The 21,894-nt window shown below is 38.7% G+C and carries 18 protein-coding genes and 5 pseudogenes; 12 read left to right on the forward strand and 11 right to left on the reverse strand.

Annotated features, from left to right (window positions below; translation table 11 throughout):
* Positions 1-160 precede the first annotated feature (160 nt).
* Positions 161-1,360 carry an integrase arm-type DNA-binding domain-containing protein gene (locus B806_RS0118560; protein ID WP_000059636.1) on the reverse strand — a complete coding sequence of 400 codons (1,200 nt, stop codon included), beginning with the start codon at positions 1,358-1,360 and terminating at the stop codon, positions 161-163.
* A 299-nt stretch (positions 1,361-1,659) separates the two neighbouring features.
* Here B806_RS0118560 and B806_RS0118565 point away from each other — a divergent pair, with 299 nt between their 5' ends.
* On the forward strand, positions 1,660-2,091 hold the full coding sequence (locus B806_RS0118565) for a PPC domain-containing protein (protein WP_000684951.1): 432 nt from the start codon (positions 1,660-1,662) through the stop codon (positions 2,089-2,091).
* Between the two features lie 409 nt (positions 2,092-2,500).
* Here B806_RS0118565 and B806_RS0118570 read toward each other — a convergent pair whose 3' ends face one another.
* On the reverse strand, positions 2,501-3,139 hold the full coding sequence (locus B806_RS0118570; protein WP_005071523.1) for a glutathione S-transferase: 639 nt from the start codon (positions 3,137-3,139) through the stop codon (positions 2,501-2,503).
* 16 nt (positions 3,140-3,155) lie between these two features.
* Positions 3,156-4,175 carry an NADP-dependent oxidoreductase gene (locus B806_RS0118575; RefSeq protein ID WP_017403340.1) on the reverse strand — a complete coding sequence of 340 codons (1,020 nt, stop codon included), beginning with the start codon at positions 4,173-4,175 and terminating at the stop codon, positions 3,156-3,158.
* A gap of 143 nt (positions 4,176-4,318) precedes the next feature.
* Between B806_RS0118575 and B806_RS0118580 the strand changes: the two genes are divergently transcribed.
* Both B806_RS0118580 and B806_RS0118585 read left to right on the forward strand, forming a co-directional pair.
* Positions 4,319-4,927 (forward strand): TetR/AcrR family transcriptional regulator, encoded by a 609-nt coding sequence (locus B806_RS0118580; RefSeq protein WP_000804053.1) that lies wholly within the window; start codon positions 4,319-4,321, stop codon positions 4,925-4,927.
* A 104-nt stretch (positions 4,928-5,031) separates the two neighbouring features.
* Positions 5,032-5,262, forward strand: coding sequence for a hypothetical protein (locus B806_RS0118585; protein ID WP_005144694.1), 231 nt, complete (start codon positions 5,032-5,034; stop codon positions 5,260-5,262).
* An 83-nt stretch (positions 5,263-5,345) separates the two neighbouring features.
* On the opposite strand, the pseudogene B806_RS0118590 reads toward B806_RS0118585, so the two are convergent.
* The 3 genes and pseudogenes from B806_RS0118590 to B806_RS0118600 form a co-directional block, all read right to left on the reverse strand.
* Positions 5,346-6,473, reverse strand: a pseudogene (locus B806_RS0118590) (alkene reductase).
* A gap of 201 nt (positions 6,474-6,674) precedes the next feature.
* Positions 6,675-7,352 (reverse strand): type 1 glutamine amidotransferase domain-containing protein, encoded by a 678-nt coding sequence (locus tag B806_RS0118595; RefSeq protein WP_000697981.1) that lies wholly within the window; start codon positions 7,350-7,352, stop codon positions 6,675-6,677.
* Between the two features lie 90 nt (positions 7,353-7,442).
* Entirely contained in the window at positions 7,443-8,600 is a 1,158-nt protein-coding gene (locus tag B806_RS0118600) for an iron-containing alcohol dehydrogenase (RefSeq protein ID WP_000931664.1), read from the reverse strand.
* A 159-nt stretch (positions 8,601-8,759) separates the two neighbouring features.
* On the opposite strand from B806_RS0118600, the pseudogene B806_RS19835 reads away from it, so the two are divergent.
* A pseudogene (locus B806_RS19835) lies at positions 8,760-8,990 on the forward strand (DDE-type integrase/transposase/recombinase); the annotation flags it as partial.
* A 196-nt stretch (positions 8,991-9,186) separates the two neighbouring features.
* On the opposite strand, the gene B806_RS0118605 reads toward B806_RS19835, so the two are convergent.
* The 4 genes from B806_RS0118605 to B806_RS0118620 form a co-directional block, all read right to left on the reverse strand.
* Positions 9,187-9,501: an antibiotic biosynthesis monooxygenase gene (locus B806_RS0118605; RefSeq protein WP_017386625.1), complete on the reverse strand. Its 315-nt coding sequence runs from the start codon at positions 9,499-9,501 to the stop codon at positions 9,187-9,189.
* 334 nt (positions 9,502-9,835) lie between these two features.
* Positions 9,836-10,666 carry an S-formylglutathione hydrolase gene (gene fghA / locus B806_RS0118610; RefSeq protein ID WP_000402511.1) on the reverse strand — a complete coding sequence of 277 codons (831 nt, stop codon included), beginning with the start codon at positions 10,664-10,666 and terminating at the stop codon, positions 9,836-9,838.
* A 228-nt stretch (positions 10,667-10,894) separates the two neighbouring features.
* Positions 10,895-12,007 carry an S-(hydroxymethyl)glutathione dehydrogenase/class III alcohol dehydrogenase gene (locus B806_RS0118615; protein WP_017403341.1) on the reverse strand — a complete coding sequence of 371 codons (1,113 nt, stop codon included), beginning with the start codon at positions 12,005-12,007 and terminating at the stop codon, positions 10,895-10,897.
* Between the two features lie 21 nt (positions 12,008-12,028).
* Entirely contained in the window at positions 12,029-12,304 is a 276-nt protein-coding gene (locus tag B806_RS0118620; protein WP_001133624.1) for a metal/formaldehyde-sensitive transcriptional repressor, read from the reverse strand.
* 89 nt (positions 12,305-12,393) lie between these two features.
* On the opposite strand from B806_RS0118620, the pseudogene B806_RS19690 reads away from it, so the two are divergent.
* The 8 genes and pseudogenes from B806_RS19690 to B806_RS0118675 form a co-directional block, all read left to right on the forward strand.
* A pseudogene (locus B806_RS19690) lies at positions 12,394-12,963 on the forward strand (DDE-type integrase/transposase/recombinase); the annotation flags it as partial.
* Between the two features lie 175 nt (positions 12,964-13,138).
* The gene (locus B806_RS0118635) at positions 13,139-14,098 is read left to right on the forward strand and encodes a GlxA family transcriptional regulator (protein WP_017403343.1); all 960 of its coding nucleotides are present in this window, start codon (positions 13,139-13,141) and stop codon (positions 14,096-14,098) included.
* A gap of 114 nt (positions 14,099-14,212) precedes the next feature.
* Entirely contained in the window at positions 14,213-15,451 is a 1,239-nt protein-coding gene (locus tag B806_RS0118640; RefSeq protein WP_017403344.1) for a M24 family metallopeptidase, read from the forward strand.
* 56 nt (positions 15,452-15,507) lie between these two features.
* On the forward strand, positions 15,508-16,800 hold the full coding sequence (locus B806_RS0118645; RefSeq protein ID WP_004832916.1) for an MFS transporter: 1,293 nt from the start codon (positions 15,508-15,510) through the stop codon (positions 16,798-16,800).
* Between the two features lie 12 nt (positions 16,801-16,812).
* Entirely contained in the window at positions 16,813-17,727 is a 915-nt protein-coding gene (gene yddG, locus B806_RS0118650) for an aromatic amino acid DMT transporter YddG (RefSeq protein ID WP_002126624.1), read from the forward strand.
* Positions 17,728-17,922: 195 nt separating this feature from the next.
* Positions 17,923-18,611: pseudogene (locus B806_RS0118660) on the forward strand (IS5 family transposase).
* A 493-nt stretch (positions 18,612-19,104) separates the two neighbouring features.
* The gene (locus B806_RS0118670) at positions 19,105-20,100 is read left to right on the forward strand and encodes a zinc-dependent alcohol dehydrogenase family protein (RefSeq protein WP_002126629.1); all 996 of its coding nucleotides are present in this window, start codon (positions 19,105-19,107) and stop codon (positions 20,098-20,100) included.
* Positions 20,090-21,106, forward strand: a complete 1,017-nt coding sequence (locus B806_RS0118675; RefSeq protein WP_002126642.1) for a zinc-dependent alcohol dehydrogenase family protein — start codon at positions 20,090-20,092, stop codon at positions 21,104-21,106. Before B806_RS0118670 ends, B806_RS0118675 begins: the two co-directional genes overlap by 11 nt.
* 49 nt (positions 21,107-21,155) lie before the next feature.
* Here B806_RS0118675 and B806_RS0118680 read toward each other — a convergent pair.
* Positions 21,156-21,839 (reverse strand): annotated as a pseudogene (locus B806_RS0118680) (substrate binding domain-containing protein); the annotation flags it as partial.
* Positions 21,840-21,894 lie beyond the last annotated feature (55 nt).

Here is a 21,894-nt window from a genome sequence, read left to right on the forward strand (position 1 = left end):
GATTAAAAGATCATTTATAAAAAATGGAACTTACACAAAATAATTTACAGGCTCCAACATACCCATTATCTTCAGCTGACCATTTAACACGGTAAGTATATTGTTTACTATCCATTTAACACCCCATCATGTTTTAAGTTTATGTATAAAAGTACGATTTTCACTTACTAGTACTTAAATAATCACCCCACCACTGCATCATTTCAGTCCGTTGAGCTAAATAGTCAGCGTGATTATAGCTGGCACGGGTACGGTTCTTATCAATATGTGAAAGTTGTGCCTCAATCCAATTATCTTGGAACAAACCTGAGTCATTCAAAATGGTACTAAAAGTAGAACGTAATCCATGAGAAGATAGTTGATGTTTGCCATACCCCATCTTACGTATGGCCATATTTAGAGTATTAAAATGAATCGGTTGATTGTGTTTGCGAGGGCTAGCAAAAAGGTATTTTTCACCGTATGACCACTGCATGACGTCTTTCAAAATCTCTAAAGCCTGATTTGAAAGTGGAACTAAAAAATCTGGAATCTCATGGCCTAATATAACTTTTCGTCGAAACTGTTTAATATGCAAGGCAGGTATTTTCCAGATTTTTTCATTTAAATCAAAATGATGAGGCTCAGCCAATAACAATTCGGCCCCTCTCACGCCAGTATGTAATTTGAACATCAGTGCTTTTTTAATAATGGGATGGGCATCCAATTTTTGTAATTTATTCTTAAAATCAGATATTTCCTCCGCTTTCAAATACGGATAATTTTTCTTGATTTTGCTGTTAATGGTGATTTTATTTAAACCATGAGCGATGTTGAACTCACAATAACCCATCGCTACAGCGTAGTCATAAATTTGGTTCAAATAACTACAAGCTTTTTTGACAGGTTCTTTTACTTGGCGTCCCTCTATTTTTTTGATTACTGAAACCAGGTCATAGCGCTTGATGTTTTGAAAAGGTAAATCCTGAAGGTCTGGATAAATATCTTGCTGTAAGCATCTTTCTGCTAACTGTAGTACACCACAGCGGGGTAGATCGTTGAAGGCATTCTTCAGTTTGAACTGTAACCACTCCTCCCCGACCTTACCAAAGGTGATAAGATTAGAGGCAGTATCATGTTCAAAACAGAAATTATTGTCTTTAAAGTCATCTCTGACTTGTCGTGCCTTTTTCAGCGATAAATCAGGATAAAGACCTAACTGAATGCGTCGACGTTTTTTAGTTTGTGGATCTGTATAGCGATAGCACCAAGATTTTCTTCCACTCGGCTCAATCTTCAGGCTAAGCCCATCTTCATCGGATAAAAAACAGGTTTTTTCCTTGCAATGAGCTTGGCGAACTTTAATATCAGTAAGACTCATGGAATTTAAATGAAACCTAATAAGGGGTTGATTGGATCAATTATATCAAAATAGAACGCTTTATATATGATGCGTATGTTACGCATCACATATTTTTATAAGTATTTGTTAAATAAAGTTTATATCTAGATTGGCTATTCCTTAGTGACCAATTAATTAACCATTGATTTCGCAAGTCTTAAATTAGCATTTGAAGTGCAACTCTATGTTATGACTATTCACAGTTCCGTTCCATGATTCATGGTTACTTATTACTTATGTTACTATGTCAGGGGCGATACAAGAATTAAGGTAACCTTATGAAAATAGCGAATACGAAATTACTAGCTGGTGCTTTTATGGCCCTAACTTTAACTATGCTTAGCCCAGCCGTACTTGCAAATGATAACAATGATATACGAAAGACTGTTGTAGTTAAGTTTGCAAAAAAAGCTTACTCTGCAAATTATTACGGAAGGATAGAGGGATACAAGTATGATTCCTACAAATTTTATGCTAAAAAAGGGCAAAAGTTAAAAGTGAAGTTGACTGGAGGAAATGTTGAAGCTTACTTATGGGGTAATCAATTAAAAGACTCCATCAATATTGGAGAATATTCTCCAGAGCTTGATGATAATGGTATTTATATTTTACCTGCTTCAGGTGAGTATGAAATTAGAGTATTACAACCTAGATCACAGGCAAGAAAAGATAAAAAACCTCAATACTGGATGAGTATTAACATTAAATAAAGACTTGCTAGATTCTTTTAATCTTTTATACGAGGGTTCAAAAACTATTGCCAGTTAAGCGGGGCGTGATTTTTACGCATATGTGTTTATGTTATTAAAATGATATAGATTACTTGTTTAATACCCCAAGGAATAATTTAATCTTGCTGTGCGTTAGTCACCTTTCTTTCAAAAGTTGATTATATCTTTCAACGTAACCGTTGTGATATTCAAGCCCTTTTGATAGGAATTTGCAGTGAAAGAATAGGCGAAACTTGTCTTAAATAATGGTAATTCCTTATCTTTAAAATAGAGAACGCCCGATGAAATTCATTAGGCGTTTACTTTAAATAAGTGTCAGCTTATTTTATAATCATATGTACTTGTCAATCATGATTCTTTTTCTCAATTGCGTTAAAAAACAATTTTGCTATTTTTGACTTTTCACACCATTTTGTTCAATTTGTACTGCGACTTGCCAGCTAGGTAGTTGGCTTAAACCTGCTACATAACGTTGGATATGGGGATAATTTTCACCTTGTCCCATATGATAAACTAAAGCATGTAGTCCAAAGCCCATCATAAAGTCAGCACCGGTTAAACGGTCTGCCACTAGAAATTCTTTATCTTTTAAATATTCATTTAAATGGCCAAATACCTTATCGAACTCAACTTGAGTATAATTTTCTAGAAATACCAACTTCGTGCCTTGCTTGGTTTCTATCGCATTAAACGTTTTTAACAAAAATGGCAGCATGGCAGAGCTTTCTGAGAAATGAATCCACTGTAGATAATCGACATAGGTAGGTTCATCCATATCTGGTGCTAAATGCGGCGCAAGTTTCTGAATTAATAACTCAACGATTGCGCCTGACTCTGCAATAACTTTGCCATCCCATTCTAATACTGGAGATTTCCCTAAAGGATGGATGGTTTTTAAAGATTCAGGGGCCAAATGCGTGCTTGAGTCACGATAATAGCGTTTCAGCTCATAGGGCTGCTTGATTTCTTCAAGTAACCACAAAATGCGAAAAGAACGTGATTGATCTAAATGATGTAGTGTAATCATGATAATTCCTATTTTTTTAAATTTTTACAACCACTTTGCCAAAGTTTTCGCCTTTTAACATACCATTGAAAGCATTGATCGTGTTATCTAAACCTTGCACCATATGCTCTTTATATTTGATTTTTCCGTCTTTCAACCAGTCAGACATTTGCTGATTGAATTCCGGATACTGACTGCCATAATCATCAAAAATAATAAAGCCTTGCATGCGAATACGCTTTTTTAAAAGGGTGGAAATAAAGCCCGGTAAACGGTCTGGCCCTTGTGCTTGCTCGGTAGCATTATACTGGGAAACCACACCACACACCGGTACACGTGCCGCAGAGTTAAGCAATGGCCATACTGCATCAAACACTTTACCCCCTACATTCTCATAATAAATATCAATACCGTTGGGAACTGCTTGTTGTAATTGTTCTGCAAAATTTTCATCATGATGATTGATACAAGCATCGAAGCCGAGTTCTTCTACTGCATAACGGCATTTTTCAGCTCCACCTGCGACGCCAACCACGCGACAACCTTTAATTTTGCCAATCTGTCCAACCGTAGCACCCACAGGTCCCGTTGCAGCTGCAACGACTAAAGTTTCACCGGCTTTAGGCTGACCAATGTCCAACAACCCCATATAAGCAGTAAATCCTGGCATTCCCAAAATACCCAATGCCCAAGATGGATGTGCAGGTTGCATACCTAAGCTTTGACAGGCAGACCCATTAGAAATTGCGTAGCCCTGCCAGCCATTTCCGGAAAGAACCCACTCGCCTTCTTTGAATTTTGGGTTTTTAGAGGCCACCACTTGACTGACTGTTCCACCGACCATCACTTCGCCAATTTCAACCGGTGCTGCATATGAAGGAGCATCACTCATGCGACCACGCATATAAGGATCGAGTGACAAGTAAATGGTTTTTAACAATATCTCGCCTTGTTTAAGTTCATTGAGTTCAACTTGCTCAATACGAAAATCGCTGTGTTTTGGCTCACCCACTGGCCGTTTAGCTAAAACGATGCGTTGATTAATAACTGTTTTCACACATATAACTCCATGTTTTATTTGGAAGTATTTCTCTTCACAATCAAAAATTATGATTAAAATTTCTTTACATGCATTGTAGATGAGTTATAATAAAAAACAATACGACTGGTCTATTTTTTATAATAGAGTAAATAATTAATATGAAGCCTAATCCTATTAAAAAGTCTGAAGCGAAGCGCTTACACATTCTTAACACCAGTTCAGACCTGATTTTGCATAAAGGTTTTACTGGTGTAGGATTACAGGAAATTTTACAGAGCTGTGAGATCCCCAAAGGCTCGTTTTATCATTATTTCCAATCCAAGGAAGCTTTCGGATGTGAATTGGTACAGCATTATGTAGATAATTACCAAGTCCGTTTAAATGATGTATGGCGTAGCGATAAATCTCCTTATCAAAAGCTGATTGAGTATTTTAATTTATGGATAGAAGATCCTGAAACACAGTGTGGTTGGGCGGATAGTTGTTTAATTGTGAAACTTGCCGCAGAAGTTGCCGATCTATCTGAAGATATGCGCTCCATTATGTCCGCTGGCGTGGATGATGTAATCGAGCGTATTGCTGGTTTAATTGATTTGGGAAAACAGGATCAGTCTATCCAAGCAGATACTGAGGCCTCGACTTTGGCACAAGTACTTTACCAAATGTGGTTAGGTGCAGCATTATTGAGTAAGTTGCAAAAAGATAAAACACCATTACATCAAGCTCTGAGAGCAACTAAATTTCTATTAAAAAGTGAAGTTTCGTAAAAATTAGATTAAATATCAATTACATAATTAATGACAGCAGCCCAATGATTACTTATTAATGTGTTGCTATTAGATCAATTTACAATCCATGAGTATAGCGCACAATGAATTCTCCTTCTAAAGCCCTCATGACTCGTATTTTAGTCGGATATTTAGGCTTATATCCCACACTATTACTGGTACTCACTTTATTAAAGCCAATTACTCAGCATCAAAGTTTCCCGATGATGGTGTTGATTGAAGTCATAGTATTAGTGCCAGTAACGCAACTGATTTCTTTCCCACTGGCAGGTTGGCTCATTACACGGCTAAAAAATTTTAAGAATTTGTTTTAAGAAGAAATTGTGCTGGCAACAGCAATCCTAAGTCGTTATTTTGCCAACCACAAAGGTTGGCAAAATAACTCATTAAGTCAATATTAATCTGCGTAAGCTGGATAATCAATATAGCCTTTTTCCGTCCCACCATACATAGTGCTTGCATCTACTGCATTCAATAGCCAGCCATTGGCGATACGATCGGGTAAATCTGGATTCGCAATAAATGGGCGTCCAAATGCAATTAAATCGGCCAGACCTGCCTCTAAAATTCGAGTCCCTCTTTCTGCCGTATATCGACCTGCATAAATAATCCGACCACTGAAAGTGTCTCTGACATCTTTACGAAAATCATGAGGAAGTTCTGGTGCATTATCCCAATCAGCTTCTGCAATAGATAAATAGGCAATCCCAACTTCTTCAAGTATCTTTATTGCCTCAATATAAGTGACATGTGGATCATCTTCAACCAACCCCATGTAAACACGATCTTCCTCTGTACTTTCAAATAACGGGGCAAAACGCACTCCTAAACGATCTGCACCAACCACCTCAGCAACTGCCTCTACTACTTCACGTAAAAAACGCAAACGATTGTTTAGTGATCCACCATATTCATCTTCACGATGGTTACTATGTGCAGAGATAAATTGGTTCACCAAATAACCATTTGCACAATGAATTTCAACTCCATCAAAACCAGCAGCCAAGGCATTACGCGCTGCTTGAGCATAGAGTTGCACTAATTCTTTAACTTCTGCATTGCTTAAAGCACGTGGCATTGAAGGATCAGCCAAGGCCCCCGCATTGGGCCCGGTCTCAATAAAGACTTTAACATTACTATCAGCCCTAATAGCCGAAGGCGCGACCGGTGATGCATGATCGGGTTGCAAAGATGTATGTGAAACACGCCCAACATGCTAAAGTTGTGCAAAAATAATGCCTCCTTTAGCATGCACTGCTTCCGTCACTTTACACCATCCAGCAATCTGTTCAGGGCTGTAAATACCGGGAGTCCAAGCATAGCCTTGACCACGTGGCTCGATTTGCGTACCTTCGGTGACCATAAATCCTGCCCCGGCACGCTGTTGATAATAGGTTGCCATCAGTTCATTTGGAATATTCCCTGGCTGAGTACTGCGCGACCGCGTTAATGGTGGCAATACAATACGGTTTTGCAAAACATAAGGGCCTAAGCTTAAGTTTTGAAAAAGTTTGCTGGCTTTCATTTTATTGTATCCAAGTCATCATGGCTTAATTGATCTAAATTAAAAAATAACCTTCCTTCCTGTATATAGAAAAATAAAGGAAGGAAAGCTATTCACTCCGGCCCGTCACCATTAAGTGAGGGTTATTTTGCTTATTGCGCCAGTTGCTCAGAGTCAGAAGTTTATTCGCTGCTAAGCACCACAACAAACACTAGCTACTCTTTATTTCAACAATTGAAGTAATGCTGTAGCGGTTGCAGCAGAAGATGCTGGATTTTGTCCAGTAACCAGCAAGCCATCTACTTGAACATATACTTGCCAATCATCCACTTTAGAATAATGACCACCGTTTTCTTTAAGCATGTCTTCAACTAAAAATGGTACAATTTCGGTCAAACCTACAGCGGCCTCCTCAGTATTGGTGAAACCAGTCACTAATTTACCGCTAACTAAAGGCGCTCCATTACTCGCTTTCACATGACGAAGAACACCTGGGGCATGACACACTGCTGCAACAGGTTTGCCAGACTGAATCGCCTGTTCAATCAGAGAAATTGAAATCGGATCTTCTGCTAAATCCCACAATGGGCCATGTCCGCCTGGATAAAACACTGCATCATAATCAGTTACAGAGATTTCGCTAAGTTTATGCGTCTGTGCCAATGCTTGCATTGCAGTTGGATCAGCTTCAAAACGATGAGTGGTTTCAGTTTGTGCTTCTGCTAAATTACTTTTCGGATCTAGTGGTGGCTGCCCACCTTGAGGTGACGCCAGCGTAACTTCAGCACCAGAGTCAATAAAGGTGTAATACGGTGCAGCAAGTTCTTCTAGCCAGAAACCTGTTTTCTTACCAGTATTGCCAAGTTGATCATGTGAGGTTAAAACGATTAAAATTTTCATGTTATTTTTCCGATAATTTTCAGGATTTAGGAGCATTGTTGCATGATCACTTGCCGTGTGGCCTGAGCATGCCAGATACGCGCATTTAGCTTAGATGCTCGTCGCGAGAATTTGGCGACTGATCTCTAATGAAACAGTTTTATGTTCGCCTAGCTGTGTAAGATTGTGTGATTTAAGTTGCGTAATGATGATCTCAATATCTGTCTCCACCAGTCCATAATCGCTAAGACGAGTCGGCAATCCAAGTTGCTCAAAGAAGGCTCGAGTACGAGCAATAACAGTATCAATACGTTGTTCTTCATCACCTTCGACAATCTGCCAGACACGAGCTGCATACTGTAGTAATTTTTCTCGCTTCTCTTGACGACGCACTTGTAGATTGGCCGGAAACACAATGGCCAAGGTACGAGCATGATCAATACCATGTAAAGCCGTGAGCTCATGTCCAATCAAATGGGTTGACCAATCTTGTGGTACACCAGCTCCAATTAGCCCATTCAGTGCCATGCTAGCAGCCCACATCAAATTCGCACGCGTGTCATAATCTGCTGAATCGTCCAAGATTTTCGGTCCAATCTCAATCAGAGTTTGCAATAGACCTTCGGCAAAACGATCTTGTACTTGTGCATTGACAGGGTAAGTTAAGTACTGTTCCATGACATGAATAAATGCATCGACCACGCCATTTGCTAACTGGCGCGTCGGCAAGCTAAAAGTTTTATTCGGATCGAGTACGGAAAATTGCGGAAAAACATGGGGACTGCTAAATGACAATTTGGCTTGGGTCGATTTTCTGGTGACTACCCCACCGCTATTCATTTCTGAACCAGTTGCCGGAAGGGTGAGTACACTCGCAAAAGGCAAAGCTTGAGTAATTTTAGTACCATGGGTTTCTAAAATCTCCCATGTATCCCCTGTATAATTGACTGCTGCTGCAATAAATTTAGTACCATCAATTACCGATCCACCACCGACAGCCATCAAGAAATCAATCTTTTGTTCACGAATCAGCTCTACGGCTTTCATGAGGGTTTCATAACTCGGATTCGGCTCAATTCCGCCAAATTCATGAATTTCTCTTGCACCTAATGCTTCACGCACTTCAGCTAAAGTACCATTCTTACGTGCACTTTCACCACCAAACAACATTAACACTTTTGCTTCTGTAGGCACATAGTCATTGATTTTAGCTATTGTATCGCCACCAAAAATAATACGGGTCGGATTATAAAAGTTAAAATTCAGCATATTTTTATCCTAGGATAATCAGTTAATTGATTTGAAAAACCACCCTTATTTATCAAATAAACTTTAAAAAATTGGGCAACACTGCGGCTTTTGACTACACCATGTGCTAACTATACATAAAAATAGACCAGTCGTCTATTTTTATAAATATTATTTCAGCTTGCCGACTTTAGTTATGGTTAAACAAATTCAGGCTTGTTCTATACCACTTTTATTATTGATGTATTTTCACGAGCGATTGTTGGATGGAAGGTATCAACACGTATGACTACTGACATGGTCGTGAACGCATTGGCTAAAACAGTGAATGACTCATACAAAATAGCGATGATTAAATATTTTAAAAGCAGATTGGCACGGTTTAGCAGATGTACAAATGCGACAGTAAATTAAATAGATTGGTTCAATATAAAGCATGTAAATAGTTGCATTCGTTTATTTACCCTGTTTTGGATATTGACCCATGTAAATGATGAGATTAAGCCATTAAATAAAGTAGCCCAACTTGAATAAAAAGACTCCGACAAACCTCACAGGGTTGAAGTGCTGCCTTTCATTCGAAATTTCAGGCAGCACCCTCATACATTTAAGCATCAGTATGAGCTGGTAGTTTACTCGCCAAAACATCTACTTTTTCAATAGACGGCGGCTCTGAAAATAGCTCTTCAGCCTGAGCCATCAAAGCAGCTGCAACCTTGCCAGATAAATGTGCTTGGCGACCCGCCTCATCAGGAAATGCATCAAAAATACCAAATGTTGTAGGTCCAAGACGTAGGCCAAACCACGCAACTGTCGCAGGTTCTTCCATTACAATAGGTAAACCGGCTTTAAGGAAAGCTTCCACTTCGTCTTCTTTACCCGGTTTAGCTTCAAGACGGACATATAAAGCTGTTTTAAGCATGACTAAAACTCCACAATTGATTAGAATTAAAACTAATTCTGACATTGCTAATGTATGAATTTCAGAAAGTTTTGTTGTATAAAAGTTAAAAAAATTCCCATAGCTGAGCCAAAATCTGGGTTTTTATTTCGACATAATGCTATGAATTTATTCAAGTTAATATCATTAACATTTGAATCAAAAAAATTAAGATATGAGATGATTCAATTCAATCTTATTTATATAAGGATCAATTGACTCTACCTTAGATTTATAAGCTGACCTCTTCATCTGGAAATTATATTGCTCAAGAAGCATTCAAGAACAACATTGTACATCCTCATATCTATGAAAGTTATTTAGCTAGGAATTTGCTGTGAAACTCTATATGTTTCTCTATAAAGCTCGCAATGAAGTAATAGCTATGGTCATACCCTTCTCTTAGGTTAAGTGTAAGAGGATATTCTTGTTCCAAACAAATATTACTAAGAAGCTTAGGCCTTAACTGTTCTTCAAGAAAATCATCAGCTGTTCCCTGATCGACTAAAATAGGTAAATGAACTTCAGCGTTTTTGATTAATTCAATTGCATCATAGCTTTTCCATAAAGTTTCGGTTTCACCTAGGTAGTGTGTAAAAGCCTTTTTCCCCCAAGGTACTTGGCTAGGTGCAACAATTGGTGCAAAAGCAGAAATACTTTTATACAGCTCAGGATTTTTTAACCCAATTACTAATGCACCATGACCACCCATGCTATGCCCCATAATGCTTTGGACTTGATTGGTCGGAAAATTCAGGTCAATCAGATTTCTCAGCTCTTCCACAATATAATCATACATTTTGAAATGCTGTGACCAGGGTGCTTGTGTTGCATTCACATAGAATCCTGCGCCTTGGCCTAAATCATAATCTGCATGATCTGGTACATCTTCTCCACGTGGGCTGGTATCTGGTGCAACAATAATGACTTTATGTTCAGCCGCATACTTTTGTGCTCCGGCTTTAGTAATAAAGTTCTGTTCGTTGCAAGTCAGTCCTGATAACCAATATAAAACTGGCAACCGCTCATCTTTGTCATGAGGTGGCAGATATATTGAGAATTTCATTGAACAGTTTAATGCTATTGACTGATGGCGATACACTTCTTGCGACCCACCAAAAGAAGCATGTTTCTCAATTATTTCCATAATCAATTACCTATGTTGAGCAAGACTTCATGAGAAATCAAGTAAACAAAGAGTCTGACATTCTCCACAGAGAATAGTGATAAAGAATTAAAATGTAGGCAGGTTTATTGAACCTATACACGATGCCTACACAGATAGATCTGTTTTACAGTTGATGTGCCGTTTTAGAGGATTCCATGCATGTCATTCATGATGCACATGCATGGAAAAGTATAAGGTCTGTCGCAATTATTCGTAATGAATTACAGTACGAATTGACTTACCTTCATGCATTAGATCAAAGGCTTCATTGATCTGATCCAAGCCCATCGTATGTGTCACAAATGGTTCTAATTGAATTTTACCTTTCATGGCATCTTCAACCATTCCTGGAAGTTGCGTACGACCTTTTACGCCACCAAAGGCAGAACCTAGCCATTTACGACCAGTAACCAGTTGGAATGGACGGGTAGAGATTTCCTGACCTGCGCCAGCAACACCAATAATTACGGATTGTCCCCAGCCACGGTGTGCACTTTCAAGGGCTGAGCGCATCACATTCACGTTACCAATACATTCAAATGAATGATCTACACCCCAGCCAGTCATTTCAACAATTACTTGCTGGATTGGTTTATCGTAATCTTTAGGATTCAAGAAGTCCGTTGCACCAAACTCTTTTGCCAGCACAAATTTATCAGGATTCATGTCAACCACAATAATACGCCCTGCTTTAGCTTGACGTGCGGCTTGTACGACTGCCAAACCAATACCACCTAAACCAAAAACCGCAACACTATCACCTTCTTGTACTTTAGCCGTGTTGTGTACTGCACCGATACCCGTTGTTACCCCACAACCCAATAAGCATACATGTTCATGATTGGCTTCAGGATTGATTTTAGCCAATGATACTTCTGCCACTACCGTGTATTCACTGAACGTTGAGCAGCCCATATAATGGTAAATCGGTTGACCATTGTAGGAAAAACGAGTGGTACCATCTGGCATTACGCCTCTACCTTGAGTTTCGCGAACGGCAATACACAAGTTCGATTTTCCAGATTTACAGAATACGCACTCGCCACATTCAGCGGTGTAAAGTGGAATTACATGATCACCTGGTTTGACACTAGTCACGCCTTCACCAACCTCAACCACAACGCCAGCACCTTCATGCCCGAGAATAGCCGGAAAAACGCCTTCAGGATCATCGCCAGACAAAGTGAATGCATCTGTATGACACACACCAGTATGGGAGATCTTGATTAATACTTCACCTTTCTTCGGTGGTGCAACATCAACTTCAACAATTTGAAGAGGTTGACCAGGACCAAACGCAACAGCAGCACGTGACTTCATGGAGTAACTCCTGATACAGATCTATTTTAAATATGATTTTAGAATCTTGGCGATTTCAGCCAGTTCTTCTTTTCGTTGTTGTTCTGTGGTTTCACCTGATACTAAAGTGTCCTTTAAATGAACCTCCAACATCTCATTCATTAAACCATTAATAGCACCACGCACAGAGCATATTTGTTGCAGAATTGCACCACATTCCACATTGTCTTCTAACGCTTTTTCAATCGCTTGCGTCTGACCTTTGATCTTTCTGACGCGTAGAAGAATCTTTTTTTTGTCTTCAACCTGATTAGGCATCAGACCTCCTTATTTGCTAGTTTTAATACTATAGTACCCTATAGTATAAAAAAGAACAATATTTTTTTATAAATCGAAAAGGCTTTGTACGAGATGACCAAAAACGGGCAGTTGGCTTGGTGAACCGTAATTTTAGTGCTGATCATCCTGACCCTTGCGAAGCAGTGCTTCTTGTGTGTCAGGTCGCAGACTTCAGCTATATTCAAACAAATTCAGGCTAGGTCTATACCGCCCTTATTATTGACGTGTTCTCACGCGCAATTGTTGGATGGAAAGTATCAATACGGATGAATACAGATATGGTGCTTGATGCACTGGAGCAAGTATTACGTGACCGATGTATGCCAAAGAATGTAATTCATGATTTAAATAGAGGTGTGCAATATCTTTCTATTCGTTATCCAGTTAGAGGCAGCAAATTTAGGAGCATCAGTCGGTACAACTGGTGATTCCTATGATAATGCTTTGGCTGAAACGGTGAATGGCTTATACAAAACTGAGGTGATTGACTATTGAAAAGCAGATGTACAACTTGCGATATTAAATTGGGTAGATTGGTTCAATAAAAAGCGTGTACACAGTGCATTGGTTATGTATCGCCTTTTGATTTTGAAACAAAGTATTATGATAAAATTAACCCGTTAGTTCAGGTGGCCTAACTTAAATAAAAAGTCTCCTACAAACCCCGTATGGTTCACTCTGCTATCAAAGGCTTTATGCAACAAAGCCTCATGGAAATAAAGACAAAAGTAACTTTTAAATCTGAAAAAATCAAAATTGTGGTCTCAAAATTGCTTTATAAAAATATTGAAAAAAGTGAAGAACATTAAATTTATGTTACAAAACTCTAAGCGTATTGGTTTTTTATTACTCGATAACTTTTCAATGATTGCTTTCTCAAACATGGTTGAAGTCTTGCGTATGGCTAATTATGTTACAGAAGACAATTTATACCAATGGAATGTAACGGGTTTAGATGGTCATCATAGCTGCGCAAGCAATGGTCTTCAAATACAACATACCTGTGTTTGGTCACATTTACTGAACATGGATATAGTTTTTATTTGTGGTGGTTTTCAACTTTATAAAAATATGACAGTACGCTTAAAGAATTTTTTATATAAGTTGGATCAACAAAAAATTGCTTTAGGTGGTTTATGTACAGGCGCTTATGTATTAGCGAAAGCCAATCTACTAAATGGCTTTCGTGCTAGCCTTCATTGGGAAAATACCTTAGCGGCACAAGAAGAGTTTCCATTAGTACAGTTTACCCCACATATTTTTACCATTGATGCGAACCGTTTTACCTGTTCTGGTGGGCTTGCAGCGATTGATTTAGGCTTGGCACTTGTTGAAATACACTATCCAAATATTGCTAAAAGAATCTGTGAGCAATTTATTGTTCATCAAGTGCGTGAGAGCAATGAAATTCAACATCAACCTATTGCTGAACATAAGAAAAAACTTGATTTTCAGATTCAAGAAGTATTGCGCTTAATGGAAAATAATATTAATGAGCCTTTAACTATTGCTGAAATTGCACAGCATGTAAAAATTCAACCGCGTACTTTAGAGCGCTTGTTTAAAATGAATCTACAATTGGCTCCAAAAGAATATTATTTAAAACTAAGACTCACCTATGCACAGAATCTACTTAAACAGTCTACGTTAAACATTTCAAATATTGCTTTGGCATGTGGTTTTTGTAATGTATCTAGTTTTACTAAAGCCTATAAAGCTTTTTTTAACTATTCCCCCAAATTTGAACGTAACATTCTGGATTTTGCTCATTAGTGTTTTTTAGTCTTGTCGGTTTTTGACAACTTTTTGACGCTTTTAGCAAAAATCCCTATTCATATTCTGCATAAGCTTAGCTCATTGATTACATTACATTGATCTAGGAAATATATGAATACTTTAGTAAATAATTTTGCTGCTTCACAACCACCATCATTATTAACCATTGAAAATGGTGAAAAAGTTTCTGCAACATTTTCATTATCTGAGTATCAAAATAGACAGAGCAAGTTACGCCAACTAATGGAAGAGCTAGAAATTGATCATATTCTATTTAGTTCAATCCATAACATTAACTATTATGCAGACTTTATTTATTGTTCATTTGGGCGCTTCTACGGTCTGGTGGTTAGCCCAGAAAAAGTGGTGACAATTTCAGCAAATATTGATGCTGGGCAACCTTGGCGTCGTACGATTGGCGACTATAACGTAGTTTATACTGACTGGCAGCGTGATAACTATTTTAAAGCGGTTGCACAAGAAATTCCAAATAAAGGCCGTGTAGGAATTGAGTTTGATCATTTACCTTTAGAACGTTTAAACAAGTTAAAAGCAGTTTTACCGAATGTGCAGTTTGTGGATATTAGTTCCGCATGCATGAAGCTACGCATGATTAAATCTGCTGAAGAAATTGCACATATCACCCAAGGTGCTGCAGTATGTGATATTGGTGGTTTTGCAGTGACTGCAGCAATTCGTGAAGGTGTGCCAGAGCATGAAGTGGCTTTAGCCTCTACTCAATCCATGGTACGTGAAATTGCCAAACGTTTTCCAAACTCTGAACTCATGGATACGTGGACTTGGTTTCAATCAGGCATTAATACGGATGGTGCACATAATCCTGTTACAACCCGCCAAGTCCAAAAAGGTGATATTTTAAGTTTAAACTGCTTTTCTATGATTGCTGGCTATTATACAGCTTTAGAGCGTACGCAGTTCTTTGATCACTGTGATGATGCTTCATTACGAATTTGGGAGGCGAATGTCAAGGTGCATGAAGCTGGCTTAAAACTCATTCGCCCAGGTGCACGTTGCAGTGATATTGCTAAAGAGTTAAATGAAATTTTCTATGAAGAAGGTTTATTGCAGTACCGCACATTTGGTTATGGACATTCCTTTGGTGTGTTATCACATTATTACGGTCGTGAAGCCGGTTTAGAATTACGTGAAGATATTGATACGGTGATAGAACCAGGCATGGTGATTTCAATGGAACCTATGATTATGATTCCGCAAGGAATGGCTGGGGCTGGTGGTTACCGTGAACATGATATCTTGGTCGTTACAGAATCAGGAAATGAAAATATTACCAAATTCCCATATGGTCCAGAACATAACATTATCAAATAAAAGATTTTAAATAGGCACTCTGAAAATGAGTGCCTATTTAATTAGGAGTAAATAGAATGAAAAACAATCATCAAATAGAGCAAAAAAATACTTTAAGACGTGTTGCTAGCGCCAGCTTTATTGGTAATTTTGTGGAGTGGTTTGATTATGCTGCATATGGTTTTTTGGCAACAGTTATTGCAGTGGTTTTTTTCCCGAAAAGTGACTCTTTAACAGCATTAATGGCTACATATGCGATCTTTGCAATTTCATTTATTTTTCGTCCATTAGGCGGTATTTTTTGGGGGCATGTTGGGGATAAATTTGGTCGAAAAAATGCACTATCGTGGTCGATTATATTAATGACACTGGCTACGGTATGTATTGCACTGTTACCAAGTTATCAAAGTATCGGTATTTTTGCACCGATTATGTTATTAATATTCCGGATGATCCAAGGCTTATCCGCTTCAGGTGAATATGCTGGTGCAGCAAATTTTCTTGCAGAATACGCCCCTAAGGGAAAAAGAGGACTTTATACCAGTTTAGTTCCTGCAAGTACTGCAACGGGTTTACTACTCGGCTCTTTAATGGCAGCGGCGATGTTCGCTTTCATGTCAGAGGCGTTTTTACACGAATATGGTTGGAGAATTCCATTTTTATTGGCAGCACCAATAGGTTTAATCGGGTATTATATCCGTGTAAAGTTAGAAGAAACCCCAGAGTTTTTAGAACATCAAAAAAATAGCAACAAAGAAATTTTTCCAATCAAAGCCTTATTTACTCAGTATCAACCAGCACTTTTTAAAGCATTTGCAGTTGCATCTTTAAATGCCACCGCCTTCTATCTTATTTTTAGTTATATGCCAAATTATTTAGCTACAGAGTTAGGTGTAAATAAATCCAAAGCCTTTATATCAGGGTCAATTTCATTGCTATTTTATATTGCTGTAGTTTTTGTGATGGGCAAATATTCAGATCGAATTGGACGTAAGAAAATGTTGCTTTGGGCAGGTCTAAGCTTTATCGTACTGACTGTACCCTTGTTCTACTTACTTTCAACTGCCAGTTTTATTGAAATGGTGATCATTCAGCTCGTGTTCTGCACATTATTAGCAATGAACGATGGGAGCTTACCTGCATATTTAACAGAACAATTCCCTATACAAGTGCGCTATACCGGTTTTGCCTTTAGTTTTAATACTGCTAATGCACTATTAGGTGGAACAGTTCCTTTCGTTGCAACCTGGTTAATTCAACAAACAGCTAATACCTTAGCACCTAGTATCTTATTAGTTATAGTTGCAATTTTTGCAAGTATAGCTTTATTAGAAAGGAAATCACATCATTTAATCAATGCTAAGGCTTAATAGGAATAGGTTATGCTTTTAAATGCTCTCCCTACACTCAATAGAAATATATCTACTTTAATTGGTCTTACAGCCGTCATATTTTGGAGTACAAATGTAGGCTTAATGCGTAGTGTCAGTGAGAGCTTTGGAGCTGTAGCTGGTGCTGCTCTAATTTACAGTGTCGCATCCATGATTTTAGTTTTCATGGTTGGTATGCCTAAGTTTTCTACCATCCCAAAATCCTATTTATGGTGGGGAAGCCTTTTATTTGTTGCTTATGAATTATGTTTTGCCCTTTCTATTGGCTATGCGCAAAACAGTAGACAAGCAATCGAAGTTGGCATGATTAATTATCTATGGCCAACATTTACTCTACTATTCGCAATTATTTTTAACAACGTTAAGGCCAATATTTTAATTATTCCTGGCTGCATATTCGCTTTAGTTGGAATTTGTTGGGTACTAGGAGGAGATACTGGATTTGATTTTTTTCAGATATTTACTAATTTAAAAGCTAATCCTCTTAGTTATGGTTTAGCTTTTGCTGCTGCTATTTTGTGGGCTGCATATTGTTCTGTGACAGTAAAAACATCTCAGGGTAAAAATCTAGTCACTATATTTTTTGCCTTGACTGGAGTTGTACTATGGATCAAATACCTTCTCATGAGTGGGTCAGCTCTTAATTTTACTTATGACAATACACTCACTCTGATTATGGCAGCTGGTGCTTTAGGTTTGGGATATGGTGCTTGGAATATTGGAATTATTTCAGGGAACATGACGTTAATGGCTGGAGCTTCTTATTTTATTCCCGTGTTATCAGCTTTGTTTGCGGCATTAATTCTAAGTACGTCCTTATCTTTTATCTTTTGGCAAGGTGTTGCAATGGTGACAGCAGGAGCAGTTTTGTGTTGGTTAGCGACTCGAAAGAAACAAATTATTTAGAGTTATACTAAAATTAACATACTAGACTTTAAGCGAAGTCAAGATATTGAAACTGTTTATCTATTAAGGCGTGTCCTCATTTGAAAAATTGATTTTAAAGATTTAAAAGAATGATTTAACCTCTTTTTATTTGTATATTTTTCAATGGCACGAACTCTACTCACCGATGATATTTGACAACAAATCCAGTCTACGATGCAATTTCATGGTTGTTATTGTTCAAAGAACAGTAGAAATATCATGGAAGCCATCTTATGGAAATTATGTACAGATGCAACATGGCGTGATTCCTGAAGAATTTTGTCCTTGGAAAACAGCATATAACCGCTTTAATCGTTGGGCGAGTAAGGGCTTGTGGGGTAAATTTTTTTAAACTATGAGGCGTATTGGATCAAGAATGGGTATTCATTGAGGGAAGCTACATACGCGCGCATCAGCATGCAAGTGGAGCTCGGCACGGTTTCAAGCGAGCAATTGGACGGTCTAGAGGTGAAAGAACCACAAAAATTCATCTTGCAACCGACGCGAATGGATTACCGATTGATTTTAAAATCACTGGAGGTGAACTCTATGACAGCCAAGTTGCGGAGCAGTTGATTGGTGAGGCAGATTATCTGATTGCAGATAAAGGTTATGATTCGGAAAAAATTAGGACATTGCCAAGAAAGCAAAATATTGTGCCGATCATCCCAATGAAATCAAATAGTAAGAGAGAAAATAAAGAATTTGATCGGTATTTATATCCTTTAAGTCATCTAGTTGAAAATGTCTTTGCGAGATTAAAACATTTCCGAGCGATAGCGACCCGATTTGATAAGCTTGCACGAAATTATCAGTCTATGATTTACATTGCTTGCATGTTAATTTGGTGCAAAGCCAAATGAGGACATGCCCTAGACATCAGACCTCCTTATTTTTTAGTTTTTATACTATAGTGCCCCATAGTATAAAAAAGCAATATTTTTTTATAAATCGAAAAATCAAAAGGGTCTTTAGCGAAAATTTTCTGTCTCTATTTTTAATTTTTTTAAATAAACATAGTAGAGCTTATGCGAAAGTCACAAAAAAATGGGAGCTAAAGCTCCCATTTTTTTTATTTTGGCTCATGTTCTTTGTAATGCTATGCTGTGACCTTTTAGAATTATGTTTCCAACTTTTAGCCAGTTTGTAGATATTTTGAACGTATCACACCTTAAAAATACTACCGATAGTTTAGATTAAAAATGCCTTTACAGACTGTACTAGACTATTTTTAGTAAGCGGATGATATTTATTATTCATTATTTAGGAATTATTAAATCCTATAAATATCATTTATTGGATTATTTTACTTTGGTACTGTGCATATCATCCCCCAGTTAAGAATAAGGAACAACTATGAATAAGATGATGAATGCTCTTATCCTAGAAAATTTTGGTGATCATGAATTTAAACGTGTAGAACTGCCTATACCTCAACCAGAGGCTGGGCAAGTTCTAGTACGTATTCATGCTAGTGGTGTAAACCCTATTGATTATAAAATTCGTCTTGGTGAAGCACCATATGCTATGCCAGAGCTTCCTGCCGTGTTGGGAACGGATATGGCTGGGGTTGTAACTGCTGTTGGTGAAGGTGTCACCCACTTCAACGTCGGAGATGAAGTTTACGGTCTGATAGGTGGCGTTCGTGGTATTCAAGGCTCTTTAGCAGAATATGTTGTAGCAGATGCTGATCTGATCGCATTAAAGCCACGGAATATCTCTATGCGCGAGGCAGCAGTACTACCATTGACATTCCTCACCGCTTGGGAAGGTTTAGTGGATAATGCGAAGGTCCAACCAGGGCAAACTGTACTGGTTCAGGGTGGTGCTGGTGGCGTTGGTTATATGGTTGTTCAGCTTGCAAAAGCACTTGATGCAAATGTTTGGGCGACTGGTCGTACAGCTGATCAATCACTGATTTCAGAACTCGGTGCAACACCTCTCGATTACACAACAGCATCTTCCGATGACATTATTGCTGCAAGCCCTGAGGGTCAAGGTTTTAACATTGTTTACGACACTGTGGGTGGTCCAGTACTCGAAGCTTCACTTTCCATGACAACTCACTATGGCCACATTACCAGCTGTGCTGCATTTGGTAATCATAATTTAGCGAGTTCATCTCTACGGTGTGCCACAGTGTCTGGCGTATTCGTCCTAATGCCGATGTTAACAGGCAATCGCCGTGCTCATCATGGTGATATCCTTAAGATCGCGACTCGTCTCGTTGAGGAAGGTAAACTGCGTCCTATTGTTGATCCTCGTCATTTTACTCTAGACCAAGCGATTGAGGCTCATGATGCTGTTCAAGATCGCTCTGCCAATATTAAGGTCGTGATTGATGTCATTTAACGCACTTCAGGCCAAGACTTGGCGCTTCAATAGTATTGGAGATACAGATGTTCTGACATTAGAAACACTTCCTGTTGCTTTACCAGCAGCAGGAGAAGTTCTAATCCAGATGAAAACGATCGGACTCAACCGGGCTGATGTAATGTTTCGGCGTGGTACTTATATTCAAAAGGCAGTATTCCCTTCTCGTCTGGGATATGAGGGAGCAGGCATAGTTCTGGCAATAGGTGAAGGTGTACGCCAATTTTCTCCAGGAGATGCAGTATCGATTCTTCCGACTGACAATCTAGCCAAATATGGGACATATGCGGACAAACTTCTGATTCCAGAAACTTTTTTAGTTCACAAACCCGATAGTTTAAGCTGGGAAGAAGCTTCTTCAATCTGGATGCAGTATTTGACGGCTTGGGGTGGTGTAATCAATGCTGGTGGAGTTTCGAAAGGAAAAACGATCTTGATCACAGCAGCTTCAAGTAGCGTAGGACTAGCTGCGATACAGATAGCTGAAGCAGCGGGTGCTAAGGTCATTGCAAGTACACAGACGATAGAGAAAAAGCAACGTTTACTGGATCTCGGTGTTAAAAATGTTATAGCCACTGAAGATGAACCAGATTTGTATGAGGCGCTTGTTTTACGTTTAGGTGGAGAACATCTTGATGTCGCCTTCGATGCTGTAGGAGGGCCTCATATTGAACAGATTGCAAAAGCGATGTCTGTAGGAGGAACTATGGTTATGCATGGTGCACTTAGCCCTGAGATCACACCATTTCCCCTTAAAGTTGCATTACGCAAGAGCTTAACCATGCGAGGTTTTTTGTTCCTTGAGGTTCTCCATGATCCTGTTCTAAGGGAGCAAGCCAGACGATTTATTCTTAGCAGTATAGGTGCAGGATATCTTCGTCCAGTGATCGACTGTTGCTTTAACTTTGAGGACATGCATGACGCTCAGCGCTATCTTGAATCAAATCAGCAAATAGGAAAAATTGTAGTTACTCTAAATACATGATGGTCTTATCTGATTTCTACTTTCTAGAAAAAAGTTAGTTCCATCTGATTCAGGTTTCTATATGGCCCAACACTTCCGCTAAGTAATCAAACAATGCTCGGATTCGCAAAGGTGTCGGGCCCCGCTGTGGACGATATAAATACAGGCGCCAAACGGGAGAGGTTTCCTTATGAAGTATCTGAATGAGCTTACCACTCCTAAGCCACGGCAAAACTAGAAATCCAGGCATGTGTCCGAATCCAACTCCAGCGAGAATAGCTTGAAATTCAGCTTCTAGATCATCTGTAATAAAACGAGGCTTTGATGGCGTGAAGCTTCGACTTTCGGTGAATGTCCATGGCCAGTAACGCCCTGTTTTATGATCGAATAGTGCTGTTAGAGGGTATTTATCAAGGTCAATAATTTTTTTAGGCATTCCGACCTTATCAATTAACTCTGGCGTACCCACAGAATAAAAGTTCACTTTAGCCAATTCCCTTGCCACATATCGATTGTCCGGCAAAAATCCAAATCTGATCCCGATATCTATCCGCTCATCGATCACATCCGAGTGTGAATCTGTTAGCACACAATCCACGACAATATCTGGATAACGTGTGGCAAATTCTGCTAGTGCGGGTACTACCAATTTGCGCCCTAACACAGACGACACAGTAAGACGGACAGTCCCATGCATTTCATCTCGTTTTTCCTTGGTGTCTTTTACAAACAAAGCATCGATCGATCCCACCGCAGAGCCTGTAAATTATTTTGTGTAAGTTCCATTTTTTATAAATGATCTTTTAATC

This window comes from Acinetobacter sp. TG2027 (assembly GCF_000302435.1).
In the GTDB taxonomy this organism is placed as follows: domain Bacteria; phylum Pseudomonadota; class Gammaproteobacteria; order Pseudomonadales; family Moraxellaceae; genus Acinetobacter; species Acinetobacter pittii.

Excerpts from the sequence above, each read along its gene's own strand:
- B806_RS0118645 (WP_004832916.1), top strand. The coding sequence starts at position 15,508 with ATGAAAAACAATCATCAAATAGAGCAAAAAAATACTTTAAGACGTGTT.
- yddG (WP_002126624.1), top strand. The coding sequence starts at position 16,813 with ATGCTTTTAAATGCTCTCCCTACACTCAATAGAAATATATCTACTTTA.
- B806_RS0118600 (WP_000931664.1), bottom strand. The coding sequence starts at position 8,600 with ATGCTGAATTTTAACTTTTATAATCCGACCCGTATTATTTTTGGTGGC.
- B806_RS0118570 (WP_005071523.1), bottom strand. The coding sequence starts at position 3,139 with ATGATTACACTACATCATTTAGATCAATCACGTTCTTTTCGCATTTTG.
- B806_RS0118595 (WP_000697981.1), bottom strand. The coding sequence starts at position 7,352 with ATGAAAATTTTAATCGTTTTAACCTCACATGATCAACTTGGCAATACT.
- B806_RS0118635 (WP_017403343.1), top strand. The coding sequence starts at position 13,139 with ATGTTACAAAACTCTAAGCGTATTGGTTTTTTATTACTCGATAACTTT.
- B806_RS0118565 (WP_000684951.1), top strand. The coding sequence starts at position 1,660 with ATGAAAATAGCGAATACGAAATTACTAGCTGGTGCTTTTATGGCCCTA.
- fghA (WP_000402511.1), bottom strand. The coding sequence starts at position 10,666 with ATGGAAATAATTGAGAAACATGCTTCTTTTGGTGGGTCGCAAGAAGTG.
- B806_RS0118580 (WP_000804053.1), top strand. The coding sequence starts at position 4,319 with ATGAAGCCTAATCCTATTAAAAAGTCTGAAGCGAAGCGCTTACACATT.
- B806_RS0118670 (WP_002126629.1), top strand. The coding sequence starts at position 19,105 with ATGAATAAGATGATGAATGCTCTTATCCTAGAAAATTTTGGTGATCAT.
- B806_RS0118585 (WP_005144694.1), top strand. The coding sequence starts at position 5,032 with ATGAATTCTCCTTCTAAAGCCCTCATGACTCGTATTTTAGTCGGATAT.
- B806_RS0118620 (WP_001133624.1), bottom strand. The coding sequence starts at position 12,304 with ATGCCTAATCAGGTTGAAGACAAAAAAAAGATTCTTCTACGCGTCAGA.
- B806_RS0118560 (WP_000059636.1), bottom strand. The coding sequence starts at position 1,360 with ATGAGTCTTACTGATATTAAAGTTCGCCAAGCTCATTGCAAGGAAAAA.
- B806_RS0118675 (WP_002126642.1), top strand. The coding sequence starts at position 20,090 with ATGTCATTTAACGCACTTCAGGCCAAGACTTGGCGCTTCAATAGTATT.
- B806_RS0118640 (WP_017403344.1), top strand. The coding sequence starts at position 14,213 with ATGAATACTTTAGTAAATAATTTTGCTGCTTCACAACCACCATCATTA.
- B806_RS0118605 (WP_017386625.1), bottom strand. The coding sequence starts at position 9,501 with ATGCTTAAAACAGCTTTATATGTCCGTCTTGAAGCTAAACCGGGTAAA.
- B806_RS0118615 (WP_017403341.1), bottom strand. The coding sequence starts at position 12,007 with ATGAAGTCACGTGCTGCTGTTGCGTTTGGTCCTGGTCAACCTCTTCAA.